The sequence below is a fragment of the Enterobacter cloacae complex sp. ECL411 genome, from assembly GCF_021869665.1.
Classification (GTDB): Bacteria; Pseudomonadota; Gammaproteobacteria; order Enterobacterales; family Enterobacteriaceae; genus Enterobacter; species Enterobacter intestinihominis.
Window position 1 is genome coordinate 4,743,964 of the sequence record NZ_CP091486.1, and the last position, 13,919, is coordinate 4,757,882.

Genomic DNA, 13,919 nt, shown 5'->3' on the forward strand with positions numbered 1-13,919 from the left:
GGCGGGTGGCGCGCAGCGATCCCGCCCTACGGTTCATCCTGTAGGCCCGGTAAGCGCCAGCGCCACCGGGCATATTCGTAAGACGTCTCATAAAGAAGAGTAATTTATGGCTGCAACCAAGCCTGCATTTAACCCTCCGGGTAAAAAAGGTGACATGATTTTCAGCGCGCTGGTGAAACTGGCTGCGCTGATTGTGCTATTGCTGCTGGGCGGCATTATCGTGTCCCTCATATTCTCCTCCTGGCCGAGCATTCAAAAATTTGGTTTCGCCTTCCTGTGGACCAAAGAGTGGGATGCGCCGAACGATATTTACGGTGCGCTGGTGCCGATTTACGGCACGCTGGTGACCTCTTTTATCGCTCTGCTGATTGCGGTGCCGGTAAGCTTCGGTATTGCCCTGTTCCTGACGGAGCTGGCACCAGGCTGGCTGCGACGTCCGCTGGGTATCGCCATTGAACTGCTGGCGGCCATCCCAAGTATCGTTTACGGCATGTGGGGCCTGTTTATCTTTGCTCCGCTGTTTGCGACGTACTTCCAGGAGCCGGTGGGTAATGTTCTCTCCGCCGTTCCGTTTGTGGGCGCCCTGTTCTCTGGCCCGGCATTCGGTATCGGTATTCTGGCGGCTGGCGTGATACTCGCCATCATGATTATTCCGTACATTGCGGCGGTCATGCGCGATGTCTTCGAACAAACCCCGGTGATGATGAAAGAGTCGGCCTACGGCATCGGCTGCACCACCTGGGAGGTTATCTGGCGCATCGTCCTTCCGTTCACCAAAAATGGGGTGATCGGCGGCATCATGCTGGGCTTAGGCCGCGCGCTGGGTGAAACCATGGCGGTGACCTTTATCATCGGCAACACCTACCAGCTCGACAGCGTGTCGCTCTACATGCCGGGGAACAGTATTACCTCTGCGCTGGCGAACGAATTTGCCGAAGCGGAATCCGGGCTGCACGTCGCAGCGCTGATGGAACTAGGCCTGATCCTGTTTGTTATTACCTTTATTGTGCTGGCTATCTCCAAGCTGATGATTATGCGTCTGGCTAAAAACGAGGGGGCACGCTAATGGCGACTCTCGACATGCAAAACACCGCTCAGCTTGCGGAATCTCGTCGCAAAATGCAGTCAAAGCGCCGGATTAAAAACCGCATTGCGCTGACGCTTTCCATGGCCACGATGGCGTTCGGCCTGTTCTGGCTGATCTGGATCCTGATGTCCACCATCACCCGTGGTATTGATGGAATGTCCCTGGCGCTGTTCACCGAGATGACGCCGCCGCCAAACACGGCGGGTGGTGGTCTGGCAAACGCCCTGGCGGGCAGCGGCCTGCTGATCCTGTGGGCGACCGTTTTCGGTACGCCGTTGGGCATCATGGCGGGTATCTATCTGGCGGAGTATGGCCGCAAGTCCTGGATCGCTGAAGTCATCCGCTTTATTAACGACATTCTGCTTTCTGCCCCGTCGATTGTGGTAGGTCTGTTTGTTTACACCATCGTGGTGGCGCAAATGGAACACTTCTCCGGCTGGGCGGGTGTGATTGCGCTGGCGCTGTTGCAGGTGCCTATCGTTATTCGTACCACTGAAAACATGCTGAAACTGGTGCCGGACAGCCTGCGTGAAGCGGCTTACGCGCTGGGCACGCCGAAATGGAAAATGATTTCGGCGATCACCCTGAAAGCGTCCGTCTCGGGGATCATGACCGGTATCCTGCTGGCTATCGCCCGTATCGCTGGTGAAACCGCACCGCTGCTGTTTACCGCCCTCTCCAACCAGTTCTGGAGTACGGACATGATGCAGCCGATCGCCAACCTGCCGGTGACGATCTTTAAATTTGCGATGAGCCCATTCGCGGAATGGCAGCAGCTGGCCTGGGCCGGGGTGCTGATCATCACCCTTTGCGTACTGTTGCTGAACATTCTGGCGCGCGTCATTTTCGCGAAGCAGAAACACGGTTAAATTTTTACGGCGCGGCACATCGCGGCGCCGAATGAGGAAATGAGTCAATGAGTATGGTTGATACTGCCCCGGGTAAGATTCAGGTTCGTGATTTGAACTTCTACTACGGCAAATTCCATGCCCTGAAGAATATCAACCTGGATATCGCGAAGAACCAGGTCACGGCATTTATCGGTCCGTCTGGCTGTGGTAAATCCACGCTGCTGCGCACCTTTAACAAAATGTATTCGCTCTATCCGGAGCAGCGCGCAGAAGGTGAAATTCTGCTGGACGGTGACAACATCCTGACCAATACCCAGGATATCGCCCTGCTGCGTGCGAAAGTGGGGATGGTGTTCCAGAAACCCACTCCGTTCCCGATGTCGATCTATGACAACATCGCCTTTGGTGTGCGTCTGTTTGAGAAGCTCTCCCGTGCGGATATGGACGAGCGCGTGCAGTGGGCATTGACCAAGGCCGCATTATGGAACGAAACCAAAGATAAACTTCACCAGAGCGGGTACTCTCTCTCCGGTGGTCAGCAGCAGCGTCTGTGCATTGCGCGCGGTATCGCCATTCGCCCGGAAGTCTTGCTGCTGGATGAGCCGTGCTCAGCCCTTGACCCGATCTCAACCGGGCGTATCGAAGAGCTGATCACCGAGCTGAAGCAGGATTACACCGTGGTGATCGTCACTCACAACATGCAGCAGGCTGCCCGTTGTTCTGACCACACGGCGTTTATGTACCTGGGCGAGTTGATTGAGTTCAGCGATACGGACGCGCTGTTCACCCGTCCTGCGAAGAAACAAACCGAAGATTATATTACTGGCCGCTACGGTTGATTTGCCTTAGTGCATGTGGAGAAACCATGGACAACCTCAATCTTAATAAACACATTTCCGGCCAGTTTAACGCAGAGCTGGAAAGCATTCGCACCCAGGTGATGACCATGGGCGGCATGGTCGAGCAGCAGCTTTCTGATGCGATTACGGCAATGCACAACCAGGACAGCGAGCTGGCGAAGCGCGTTATCGAAGGCGATCACAACGTCAATATGATGGAAGTCGCCATCGACGAAGCGTGCGTGCGCATCATTGCCAAGCGTCAGCCAACCGCGAGCGACCTGCGTCTGGTAATGGCGATCATCAAAACTATCGCCGAGCTGGAGCGTATTGGTGACGTGGCGGATAAAATCTGCCGTACCGCGCTGGAGAAATTCTCCCAGCAGCACCAGCCGCTGCTGGTGAGCCTGGAGTCTCTCGGTCGCCACACCGTGCAGATGCTGCACGATGTGCTGGACGCTTTCGCGCGCATGGATCTGGACGAAGCGGTCCGTATCTACCGTGAAGATAAGAAAGTTGACCAGGAATACGAAGGCATAGTGCGTCAGCTAATGACCTACATGATGGAAGATTCCCGTACCATTCCAAGCGTGCTGACCGCGCTGTTCTGCGCGCGCTCAATTGAGCGTATTGGCGACCGCTGCCAGAACATTTGCGAATACATCTTCTACTTCGTGAAGGGACAGGATTTCCGTCACGTGGGCGGCGACGAGCTGGACAAGCTGCTGGCGGGTAAAGATCCGAAAGAGTGATGTGTGTGGCGGGTGGCGCTATCGCTTACCCGCCCTACGATCCTTGTAGGCCGGATAAGCGTTAGCGCCATCCGGCTTTGTTTTTTCAGCGAGTAATATCCCACCCGCGCGCCTTCCACAATTCCGGCAGCTGCGCCAGGTCTGTAAAGGTCGTCACTTTTGGATGATCGATCGGCTTGTTGTGCGGATCGGCGCAGAAGTAAAACACCTCCATCCCCGCATCAATCCCCGACTGCGCGCCCGCAGACGAGTCATCCACCAGGATGCAGTTCTCCACGTTGACGTTCATCGCCTTCGCCGCGTGGAACATCAATGCCGGATCCGGCTTCCAGCGCTGGATATCGTAGCCGCTGAACAGTTTTTCCGGGAAGTGGTGCAACATGTCCAGCTTGCCGAGTGAATGCTGCATTTTGCTGACCGGGCCGTTAGAGACCACGCAGATCGGCACCGTCATCGCATCCAGCAGCGCGTTAGCGCCGGCGATAACTTCCAGCTCGGCGTCGAAGAGGCGTGCGACCTCGGCGCGGTACACCGGTTCCAGATCCGCTTTCGCCAGATCCACCCCGTGCTCTTCGTTAATGATGTCGATGATCTCGTACAGCTTCACGCCCTTAAAGCGTTTAAACACCTCTTCGAGATCGAGCGTAATGCCAAATTCCTGGAACATGGCGACATACGCGCGGGAACAAATGACCTCACTGTCGACCAGCGTACCGTCACAGTCGAAAAATACCGCTTCAATTCCGGACATGCCTTTCCCTTTTAACAAGTTTAACGTTTACGTACGACAGTTTAACGAGACGCAATCGTTGCCGTATAAGCAAAATCAATGAAAAAAGTATCCCGTAACCGCCACTATTGTCGCATTTTGGTATAGGATAGCGACGAATTTTCCCTCCTTGTTCGGAAATTGATGATGAGTCAACAACACACTACCCAGACATCTGGTCAGGGGCTGCTTGAGCGCGTGTTCAAACTGCGCGAGCACGGCACAACGGCACGCACCGAAGTGATCGCCGGTTTTACTACCTTCCTGACGATGGTCTATATCGTTTTCGTTAACCCGCAAATTCTGGGCGTGGCTGGCATGGACACCAGCGCCGTCTTTGTTACCACCTGTCTGATCGCGGCGCTTGGCAGCATCCTGATGGGCGTTTTCGCTAATCTGCCCGTGGCGTTGGCCCCGGCAATGGGTCTGAATGCGTTCTTTGCGTTCGTGGTGGTTCAGGCGATGGGCCTGCCGTGGCAGGTCGGGATGGGCGCTATTTTCTGGGGCGCGGTCGGCCTGCTGCTGCTGACCATCTTCCGTGTGCGCTACTGGATGATTGCGAACATTCCCGTGAGCCTGCGCGTGGGTATCACCAGCGGTATCGGTCTGTTTATCGGCATGATGGGGCTGAAAAACGCTGGCGTAATCGTGGCGAACCCGGAAACGCTGGTGAGTATTGGTAACCTGACCTCTCACAGCGTGCTGCTGGGCGTGCTGGGCTTCTTTATTATCGCGATCCTGGCGTCGCGTAACATCCACGCTGCGGTGCTGGTCTCTATCATCGTGACCACGCTGCTGGGCTGGATGCTGGGTGACGTGCATTACAGCGGTATTGTCTCTGCGCCACCGAGCGTTTCTACCGTGATTGGTCACGTTGATCTGGCGGGCTCGCTGAACCTGGGTCTGGCCGGAGTGATTTTCTCCTTCATGCTGGTCAACCTGTTTGACTCCTCCGGTACGCTGATTGGCGTGACGGACAAAGCGGGTCTGGCGGACGAGAAAGGCAAATTCCCGCGCATGAAGCAGGCGCTGTATGTGGATAGCATCTCGTCCGTTGCGGGTTCTTTCATCGGCACCTCGTCTGTTACCGCTTACATTGAATCCTCTTCGGGCGTGTCCGTGGGTGGCCGTACTGGCCTGACGGCGGTAGTCGTGGGTCTGCTGTTCCTGCTGGTGATCTTCCTCTCTCCGCTGGCGGGGATGGTGCCACCGTACGCGGCAGCTGGCGCGCTGATCTACGTCGGCGTGCTGATGACCTCGAGCCTGGCGCGCGTGAAGTGGGAAGATCTGACGGAAGCCGTTCCGGCGTTTATTACCGCGGTGATGATGCCGTTCAGCTTCTCGATCACCGAAGGTATCGCGCTGGGCTTTATCTCGTACTGTGTGATGAAGATCGGTACCGGCCGTTTCCGCGAACTCAGCCCGTGCGTGATGATTGTGGCGCTGCTGTTTGTGCTCAAGATTGTGTTTATTGACGCGCACTAAGGTGCGGTTTGTGGTGTCAGGTGGCGCTTCGCTTACCTGACCTACTGATGAGTGTAGGCCCGGTAAGCGAAGCGCCACCGGGCTTTTTTATCAGCTTTTAACCCGCTTAATATAATCCCCAAACGCAGTCAACTGACCAGAGAGATGATCACGCGTACTCTGATCCACCACTTCACCCGTCTGCGGGTCGACTTTGTTCTGAATCACGCCGCCCATAAATTCCGGCTTGTTCATCACCATCGCATCCAGGAACACCAGGATCTGTCGCAGGTGATACTGGCAGCGCGCACCGCCGATGGCGCCCATTGAGCTGGTCTGGATCAGCACCGGTTTGCCTGACAGCGGCTGCTCCGGTAAACGGGATAACCAGTCAATCGCGTTCTTCAGACCCCCCGGAACCGAGTAGTTATATTCTGGCGTTACAATTACTACACCATCAGCCTGACGGATCTGCTCGGCTATCGCCTCCACGCTGTGCGGGAACCCTTCTTCCTGCTGAACGTCAGCATCATAAAGCGGGATGTCGCCAATAGACGGCAGGGCGCTGATCTCCATTCCCGCAGGCGCTAGCTGTGGCAGCGTGCGCGCTACCATCCCGTTAAACGAACCTTTGCGCAGGCTTCCCAGTAACGTAACAACTTTCAACGTATCAGACATGATTACTCCTGTTTCATCATGATGACCCTGGACGGATCAGCTATGGGTGTATGCTTTTTCTACCGGTAAACTGGTTAATCGCATCAGGCGCGCGGCGGGCTCGTTGGCGCGCTCAGGTACATCCGGAAGACTACGCCAACCGCGAATACTGTCAAACTCCCAGATTTTCAGCCGTTCGATGGCGGGGCTCACCGCAACGGACCAGATCAGTACGTCCTCAGCGTCGCTGAGCGCCTCTACCAGCGACGCTTTCGCGGCACGCAGGCGTCCGGAGCCGGGAAGCAGCTGCAACAGGCTGGCGTCGTCTGATGCCGCGCCGCTCAGTTTACGGATGCTCTGGCGAAGGGTGATGAGCTGCGCTCTGGCTTCTACGGGATCGTTCTGGTTACGTATCCACAGCTTTTCATTGCTGGAGAGCGGGTATTCATCGAGCGCGTTAGCACCATGGAAGCTGCGCGTGACGCGTTGCAGCTCCATATCCAGGCCGCAATCACCTTCAGTCGTCAGCGCGACGCCAACAATGTTGCCAGTGTACGCAATGGAAAAATGGGGGAGTGCCGGGTCCGCAAAAACCGGGCGACCTTCTGGCTGGGTGAGTATGTCCGGTAGTTCGCTGGTGCCGTACAGCATAAAAAGCAGTTCTGCGAGGAGCGCTCTGGAGGCTAAAAACCGCGTCCTGCGGTGTTCAGGTAGTTTGAGCGCCTCACTGTGACAGGCTGAAGAAATTCTGGCCGATACGAGATGCCCTTCCGTTAATGTTCCTCGTGCAAAGTGCGTAGCCATTTTTCGCTCCCTGATAATGGTCGTAGTCGGTTAAACGGTTACATGATTATCGCTTAACTCAGCTTCTGTTTTAATCAGTAAATAGAAATAAGAGAAGCCTGAGGACCGAACTTTACATTATCTTAGGCAAAAACCTGACCTGGCGCGGTATACAGGGCTTTTATAGTTTCGCGCAGCCAGATAATTTTCGGATTATGGCTGTTCCGCTTATGCCAGATTAGCGTGAAGGGTACGGTCAGCTTTTCTGCCTGCGCCTCATCGATGGGAATGGGAAGGCAGACCAGATTACGCTGGTGGAGTTGATTGTAGTGATGGCAGTAGTAGGGCGCAGTGGCAATGTAGTTGTGGTCCGGCTGAGCCGCCATAAACATCGACTGTTCAAAGCCGGGCAGGCTCATGGCGACGTTGCGCTTCCGGCCCATCTCTTTTAGCACTTCATCAAGCGCCCAGGTATCGCTGCGCTCCCAGAAGATGCTGATATGCGGGTAGCGCAGAAACGTCTCAAGGTTCCACGCTTCGTGAAGTGCCGGATGATCTTCTCGCAGATAGACGCACGGACGGTCGCTGAACAGGATTTCGTAGTCAATAAACCACGGCATCAGCTTTAGCAGCTCGCGGGAGCGCGGGTGCGTTTCGCGACCGGTAAAACCGAGATCGACCTCCCCGCGCGTAATGGCGTCCAGCGAATCATAATCCCACTGGCGCAACTTCACCGTCGCCTGTGGGTAGCGCTCATTCACCTGCTCCAGCAGGGTGTTGAAGCGAATCAGCATCAGCGGCGTTTCGGCGGCGAGCACAAACTTGAGCCCGCCTGGAGAGCTATGGTGGAATTTATCGACGATCTGATTGCCAATCTGCATCCAGTCGGCCAGATCCTGTTCCAGACTCACCGTTAGCGGCGTGGGCAGTAGCCCTAAAGGCGTTTTCACAAACAGCGGATCGTCGAACCAGTCGCGCAGCTTCGCCAGCGATTTACTCACTGCGGACGGCGTCACGTTCATTCGCTTCGCGGCTTTGGTGACGCTGCGCTCCTGCAACAACAACTGCAGGCAAAGTAAAAGATTAAGATCGAGACTGCTGATGGGCTTCTTCATAGTGCGCCGCGGGCTGGATGACCATAAGTAAGGTAATGCAGAGTATGCTACAGCCAATCAGAACCCCGATCAGCATATTCAGCGCGTTAAGGCCGATCACCGCCGCCAGCCAAATCCACAGCGACGAACCGCAGACCTGCGCAATGCCCAGCACCGAGCTTGCCACGCCTGCCCGCAGTGAGAACGGGCCAAGCGCCTGACTCATCGCCACGCCGAAGCCGCCGGAGAATCCGGCGCAGATCAGGGTCATACCCACCAGCATCAGCGCATGTGAGGTGGCGGTCGCCAGAATCACGCCTGCGGCGAGAAACAGCGTCTGTGAAGTGAGCATCAGCGTGCGCTGGCGGAAGATATTGAGCGCAAAGGGCATCGAGAATGAAACCGCCATGCTGACCATCGCATTGAGCGCCATCACCGTCGAATACTCACCGCGATCGAAGCCTATCGTCTCCATCAGTAACACCGGGGAAACGTTTACATAGGTGAGGATCACCGCCACGCTGAGCGTGATGATGGCCAGGCGGCTCAGGAAAAAGCGATTCAGAAGCTTTTCAGCCGGATGAATGGTAGCAGCGTGGTGCGTCTGCTGCGAACCGGGATGGGTCTCTTTCAACACCGTCACGGACAGTATAAAGACGATGGCGCCCATTGTGGCCATAGTCCAGAAAAGGCTCTGCCATGGAAATTTCAGCATGATCAGGTAGCCTACAACCGGTGCCAGCACCGGGATGATGCAGGTAATGCCGTTCAGCATCGACAGCACCCTGGCGCGGCGCTGGGCGCTCAAGGTATCGCGCAGAATGGCAAACGCCACCACGTAACAGCCGCCCGCGCCAATGCCCTGGATAAAGCGCCCTGACAGGAACATTGTGCTTTCCTGAGCCATTGAACACAGTACCGATGCCAGCGTAAAGATAACCGCCCCCGTAATGGCGACGGGTTGACGGCCGGCTCTGTCCGCGATTTTCCCGGCAAATACCATTGATGACGCCATACCCGCGAGGTAGGCCGAAAACGCGATGTGCAGTTGCGCCTCGCTGGCACCCAGATCGCGGGCAATATGCGGTAGCCCCACCAGATACATATCAATACCGGACGGATACAGCAGAACTAATGCGAAACTACAAAACAGAAAACGAGCCATAAATCCCCCATAGATGCAGGCAAGCAGGATAGGGGGCATGGGGGGATTAAGCGAGTTGCCATTGGGACAATGGTGATTTCCCTGGAGGAAATCACCATGTTCTATCGGGGATTACTTACCAATACAAAAGCTTGAGAAAATTCGTCCAAGCAGATCGTCCGACGTAAACTCCCCGGTGATCTCGCTCAGGTTCTGCTGCGCCAGACGCAGTTCCTCCGCCAGCAGCTCGCCGGCCCAAGCGCCGATCAGCTGGGCTTTGCCCTGCTCAAGGTGGCGAGCCGCCTCTTCCAGCGCCTGCAAGTGACGACGACGCGCCAGGAAGCCGCCCTCCATACTGGTGTCGAAGCCCATGCTCTGTTTGAGGTGGTTACGCAGGGCTTCCACGCCTTCCCCGGTACGGGCCGACAGACGAATAAGTGAGTGGCCATTCACATCGCTGATGCCCAGCGTTTCGCCGGTAACGTCGGCCTTATTGCGCACCACGGTGATCGGCAGTTTGGCCGGGAGACGGGCGATAAAGTCTGGCCAGATTTCAGCCGGGTCAACGGCGTCGGTCGTGGTGCCGTCCACCATAAACAACACGCGGTCGGCCTGCTCGATCTCCTGCCAGGCGCGTTCGATACCGATACGCTCGACTTCATCGCTCGCATCGCGCAGGCCAGCGGTATCGATGATGTGCAGCGGCATGCCGTCGATATGGATATGCTCGCGCAGAACATCGCGGGTGGTACCGGCTATGTCGGTCACGATCGCCGCTTCACGGCCCGCCAGGGCGTTCAGCAGGCTTGATTTCCCGGCGTTGGGGCGACCAGCAATGACCACCTTCATGCCCTCACGCAGCAGGCTGCCCTGGCGCGCTTCGGCGCGAACGGCATCCAGATCGTTCATCACCTGGTTGAGCTGGGCTTCGATTTTGCCGTCAGAAAGGAAGTCAATCTCCTCGTCCGGGAAGTCGATAGCCGCTTCAACATAGATTCGCAGGTGAGTAAGTGCTTCCACAAGGTGATTCACGCGTGCGGAAAATGCCCCCTGCAACGAGTTCAGCGCGGAGCGGGCTGCCTGTTCGGAACTGGCGTCGATCAGGTCGGCAATCGCTTCGGCCTGAGCCAGGTCGAGCTTATCGTTCAGGAAGGCACGCTCGGAGAACTCACCCGGCTTCGCAATGCGCAGGCCAGGCAGGGTCAGAATACGTTTTAACAGCAGGTCGAGGATCACCGGGCCGCCGTGACCCTGAAGCTCCAGCACGTCTTCGCCGGTAAAGGAGTTTGGGCCGGGGAACCACAGCGCAATGCCCTGGTCCAGCGAGGTGCCGTCGGCATCTTTAAATGGCAGATAATCAGCGTAGCGCGGCTTTGGCAGTTTACCCAGCACCGCTTCGGCCACCTCACGCGCCTTCAGGCCGGAGATGCGCAGAATGCCTACACCACCGCGTCCCGGTGGGGTTGCCTGGGCGACGATAGTGTCGTTATGGCTCATGGTTGCTCTCGTTCAATACAAATAAAAAAGGCGGTCAATCGACCGCCCTTATTTTAGCGTTAAGTTACCGAATCAGGACTTTTTCTTTTCGCGGCTATGCAGGCCACGTTTTTCCAGACCACGGTAAATCAGCTGCTGCTGGATGATGGTCACCAGGTTGCTGACGATATAGTACAGCACCAGACCTGACGGGAACCACAGGAAGAACACGGTGAAGATGACCGGCATAAAGGTCATGATCTTCTGCTGCATCGGGTCAGTCACGGTGGTCGGAGACATCTTCTGGATGAAGAACATCGTCACGCCCATCAGGATCGGCAGGATGTAGTACGGGTCCTGTGCGGACAGGTCATGGATCCACAGGGCGAACGGCGCGTGGCGCAGCTCAACGGAACCCATCAGCATGTAGTACAGCGCAAGGAAGATTGGCATCTGAATCAGCAGCGGGAAGCAACCACCCAGTGGGTTCACTTTTTCTGCTTTATACAGGGCCATCATCTCCTGGCTCTGACGCTGTTTGTCATCGCCCAGACGCTCACGCATAGCCTGAATCTTCGGCTGTAGCATACGCATCTTCGCCATGGAGGTGTACTGCGCTTTAGTCAGCGGGTACATGATGCCACGAACGATAAAGGTGATAACGATGATGGAGAAGCCCCAGTTACCCAGGAAGCTGTGGATGAACTTCAGCAGCTTAAACAGCGGCTGAGAGATGAACCACAACCAACCGTAATCAACGGTCAGATCCAGGTGCGGCGCAACGGCAGCCATTTTGTCCTGGATTTCCGGGCCGACCCACAGGGTGCTTGCCAGCTTACCGGTTTGACCCGGCTGCACCAGAACCGGCTGAGATTTGTAGCCGATGGCTGCAATACCGTTGCCGAGGTTCGCGGTGTAGAAGTTGTTCGTACCGTCGTTATTCGGTACCCACGCCGTCGCGAAATACTGTTGCAGCATTGCGACCCAACCGCCTTTAGAGCTGACGTTCAGGTTTTCGTTATCGGCAATGGTGTCGAATTTGTATTTCTCGTACTTAGTATCTGGCGTGGAGTAAGCCGCGCCACGGAAGGTATGCAGCGCAAAGTTGCTGCTTCCGGTGTCACGGTGAGACGGCAGATTGATGGACTGCTTCAGCTGACCAAAGGTAGAGATTTCCAGCGGTTTCGCACCGGTGTTCTGTACGCTGTAGCCCACGTTCACCGCATATTCACCGCGTTTCAGGGTGAAGGTTTTGGTGAAGGTGTTGCCTGCCGCGTCGGTGTAGGTCATCGGAATAACCAGTTCGTTCTGGCCATCAGCCAGCACAAAGGTGTCATTCTCGACGTTATACAGTGGACGCGCACCGTTCGCCGGGTTATCCGGGCCATCACGACCGGTCAGGCCGCTCTGTGCCTGGTAGATAAACTCAGGCGTGGTTTCCAGTAACTGGAACGGTTCGGTAGACTTCAGCTCTTTCGGGTAGGTCAACAGCAGCGCCTGCTCAACATCACCACCACGGGTGTTGATAGTCAGCTCAAGCACATCGGTCTTAACCGTAATCTGTTTCCCCTGGCCACTGGCCGGTACGCCCTGGTCGGCGGCGCTACCCGCTGCGGTGGTCGTGGTCTGCGTGGTCTGCTGCTGGGGTTGAGGATTTTTATCCTGCTCCCATGCCTGCCAGATCATGAAAGACACGAACAACAAAGCGATGATAAGAAGATTGCGTTGCGAATCCATCGTTAGTGTTCTCTGGTATCAAAAGGTCCTGGAGGGACGGGGTCGTCTCCACCTGGGTGTAAAGGGTGGCATTTTAATACGCGTTTCACCGTCAACCAACTGCCTTTTATCACTCCAAACCTGCGCAATGCCTCAATTCCGTAGCTTGAGCATGTTGGCGTGAAACGGCAATGTGGCCCGAGTAGCGGACTAATCAGGCGTTGATAGACCCGAATGAGGGCTATCAGGACCCGCGAGCCAGGCGACAGTGGCGGCGCCATAATTTTTCCAACGCTTCCGAGAGAGCACGGTTATCGAGGTCGGCAACCCCTTTTTTAGCCACCACCACGAAATCCATTGAAGGCAGTTCGTGCTGACGTAAACGGAAGCTTTCACGCGTCAGACGTTTAATCCGGTTGCGTTCATGCGCACGCTTAACGTTTTTCTTGGCGACTGTGAGACCGATGCGGGGATGCCCCAGCGAATTTTGGCGGCCGAGGATGGTGATTTGCGGCGTGCCAGCCCGTAGTGGCTGCTGGAAGACGAAAGTGAAATGAGTGGGAGTTAACAAACGTAACTCCCTGGGAAATGCGAGCTTAACCACTCAGGGGTTAGCTTTATTACTTGGAAACGGTCAGACGAGCGCGGCCTTTAGCACGACGACGTGCCAGAACCTGACGACCATTTTTAGTAGCCATACGAGCACGGAAGCCGTGAGAACGGTTGCGCTTCAGTACAGACGGTTGAAAAGTGCGTTTCATGGCGATTTCTACCTAAACTTGAATAAATTCACTGACTTTTGCGTATACCCGAACGAGATTCGAACGACTAACGCCTCAGCGTGGGTGATTAAAGAGGCCGGATTGTAATAATTGTACACTCCGGAGTCAATTCTCTTTCCTTAAATCCCTGCGTATTTCCGCACGATTTCGCGTGGAAAATGAGCAACGAACGACGCAGGAAGATGAGCATCACGCGCCGGGTCGAGGATTATACGGGCTCGCCAACAAAGCGCAAGGATCCTCCTGGATCTTCGTTAGATCATTTAAGCCCAAAATTGTCTGTGCTCATTAAATTTTCCAATATGCGGCCTAAATCGCGAGGCACTCGCGTCAGGATCGTTTACACTTACCCGATTCCGGATCTTCCTGTGGATAAATCGGGAAGAATCTGTGAGAAACAGAAGATCTCTGGCTCAGTTTAGGCTATGATCCGCGGTCCTGATCGGGATCCAGCGATCCTGGCCGGACATAAACACAACATCGTTCAGGCTGTATCAACGATAGC

The 13,919-nt window shown here is 55.8% G+C and carries 15 protein-coding genes; 5 read left to right on the plus strand and 10 right to left on the minus strand.

The genetic code is table 11. From position 1 onward, the window contains the following. Positions 1–106: 106 nt before the first annotated feature. The 4 genes from pstC to phoU are packed head-to-tail and all read left to right on the plus strand — an operon-like array spanning position 107 to position 3,529. Positions 107–1,066, plus strand: a complete 960-nt coding sequence (gene pstC / locus L3069_RS22700) for a phosphate ABC transporter permease PstC (RefSeq protein WP_022649877.1) — start codon at positions 107–109, stop codon at positions 1,064–1,066. Beyond that, positions 1,066–1,956 (plus strand): phosphate ABC transporter permease PstA, encoded by an 891-nt coding sequence (gene pstA / locus L3069_RS22705; RefSeq protein ID WP_022649878.1) that lies wholly within the window; start codon positions 1,066–1,068, stop codon positions 1,954–1,956. The genes pstC and pstA overlap by 1 nt, the downstream gene beginning before the upstream one ends. A gap of 47 nt (positions 1,957–2,003) precedes the next feature. After that, positions 2,004–2,777, plus strand: coding sequence for a phosphate ABC transporter ATP-binding protein PstB (gene pstB, locus L3069_RS22710; RefSeq protein WP_003861154.1), 774 nt, complete (start codon positions 2,004–2,006; stop codon positions 2,775–2,777). 26 nt (positions 2,778–2,803) lie between these two features. After that, positions 2,804–3,529 (plus strand): phosphate signaling complex protein PhoU, encoded by a 726-nt coding sequence (gene phoU, locus L3069_RS22715; protein WP_003861153.1) that lies wholly within the window; start codon positions 2,804–2,806, stop codon positions 3,527–3,529. A gap of 85 nt (positions 3,530–3,614) precedes the next feature. Here the strand turns inward: phoU and yieH are convergent, their stop codons facing one another. Beyond that, the gene (gene yieH, locus L3069_RS22720) at positions 3,615–4,280 is read right to left on the minus strand and encodes a 6-phosphogluconate phosphatase (protein WP_022649879.1); all 666 of its coding nucleotides are present in this window, start codon (positions 4,278–4,280) and stop codon (positions 3,615–3,617) included. Between the two features lie 165 nt (positions 4,281–4,445). Between yieH and adeP the strand changes: the two genes are divergently transcribed. Continuing rightward, complete coding sequence (gene adeP, locus L3069_RS22725; RefSeq protein ID WP_139152660.1) at positions 4,446–5,783, plus strand: adenine permease AdeP; 1,338 nt, start codon at positions 4,446–4,448, stop codon at positions 5,781–5,783. A 90-nt stretch (positions 5,784–5,873) separates the two neighbouring features. Here the strand turns inward: adeP and L3069_RS22730 are convergent, their stop codons facing one another. From L3069_RS22730 to rpmH, 9 genes are all read right to left on the minus strand, one after another. Then, a complete protein-coding gene (locus tag L3069_RS22730; RefSeq protein WP_038414971.1) occupies positions 5,874–6,440 on the minus strand; it encodes an NADPH-dependent FMN reductase in 567 nt (188 codons plus the stop codon). Positions 6,441–6,476: 36 nt separating this feature from the next. Continuing rightward, on the minus strand, positions 6,477–7,223 hold the full coding sequence (locus L3069_RS22735) for a 4'-phosphopantetheinyl transferase superfamily protein (protein ID WP_038414972.1): 747 nt from the start codon (positions 7,221–7,223) through the stop codon (positions 6,477–6,479). 122 nt (positions 7,224–7,345) lie between these two features. Beyond that, positions 7,346–8,317: an HTH-type transcriptional regulator YidZ gene (yidZ, locus tag L3069_RS22740; protein ID WP_038414973.1), complete on the minus strand. Its 972-nt coding sequence runs from the start codon at positions 8,315–8,317 to the stop codon at positions 7,346–7,348. Next, entirely contained in the window at positions 8,286–9,461 is a 1,176-nt protein-coding gene (locus L3069_RS22745; protein ID WP_032677160.1) for an MFS transporter, read from the minus strand. The genes yidZ and L3069_RS22745 overlap by 32 nt, the downstream gene beginning before the upstream one ends. A 111-nt stretch (positions 9,462–9,572) precedes the next feature. Next, positions 9,573–10,937, minus strand: a complete 1,365-nt coding sequence (gene mnmE / locus L3069_RS22750) for a tRNA uridine-5-carboxymethylaminomethyl(34) synthesis GTPase MnmE (protein ID WP_022649885.1) — start codon at positions 10,935–10,937, stop codon at positions 9,573–9,575. A gap of 72 nt (positions 10,938–11,009) precedes the next feature. After that, complete coding sequence (gene yidC / locus L3069_RS22755; RefSeq protein WP_023298949.1) at positions 11,010–12,653, minus strand: membrane protein insertase YidC; 1,644 nt, start codon at positions 12,651–12,653, stop codon at positions 11,010–11,012. Positions 12,654–12,655: 2 nt separating this feature from the next. After that, positions 12,656–12,913: a membrane protein insertion efficiency factor YidD gene (yidD, locus tag L3069_RS22760; protein WP_001307474.1), complete on the minus strand. Its 258-nt coding sequence runs from the start codon at positions 12,911–12,913 to the stop codon at positions 12,656–12,658. Continuing rightward, a complete protein-coding gene (gene rnpA, locus L3069_RS22765) occupies positions 12,877–13,236 on the minus strand; it encodes a ribonuclease P protein component (protein ID WP_006808764.1) in 360 nt (119 codons plus the stop codon). The genes yidD and rnpA overlap by 37 nt, the downstream gene beginning before the upstream one ends. Positions 13,237–13,252: 16 nt before the next feature. Next, positions 13,253–13,393: a 50S ribosomal protein L34 gene (rpmH, locus tag L3069_RS22770; protein ID WP_000831330.1), complete on the minus strand. Its 141-nt coding sequence runs from the start codon at positions 13,391–13,393 to the stop codon at positions 13,253–13,255. Positions 13,394–13,919 lie beyond the last annotated feature (526 nt).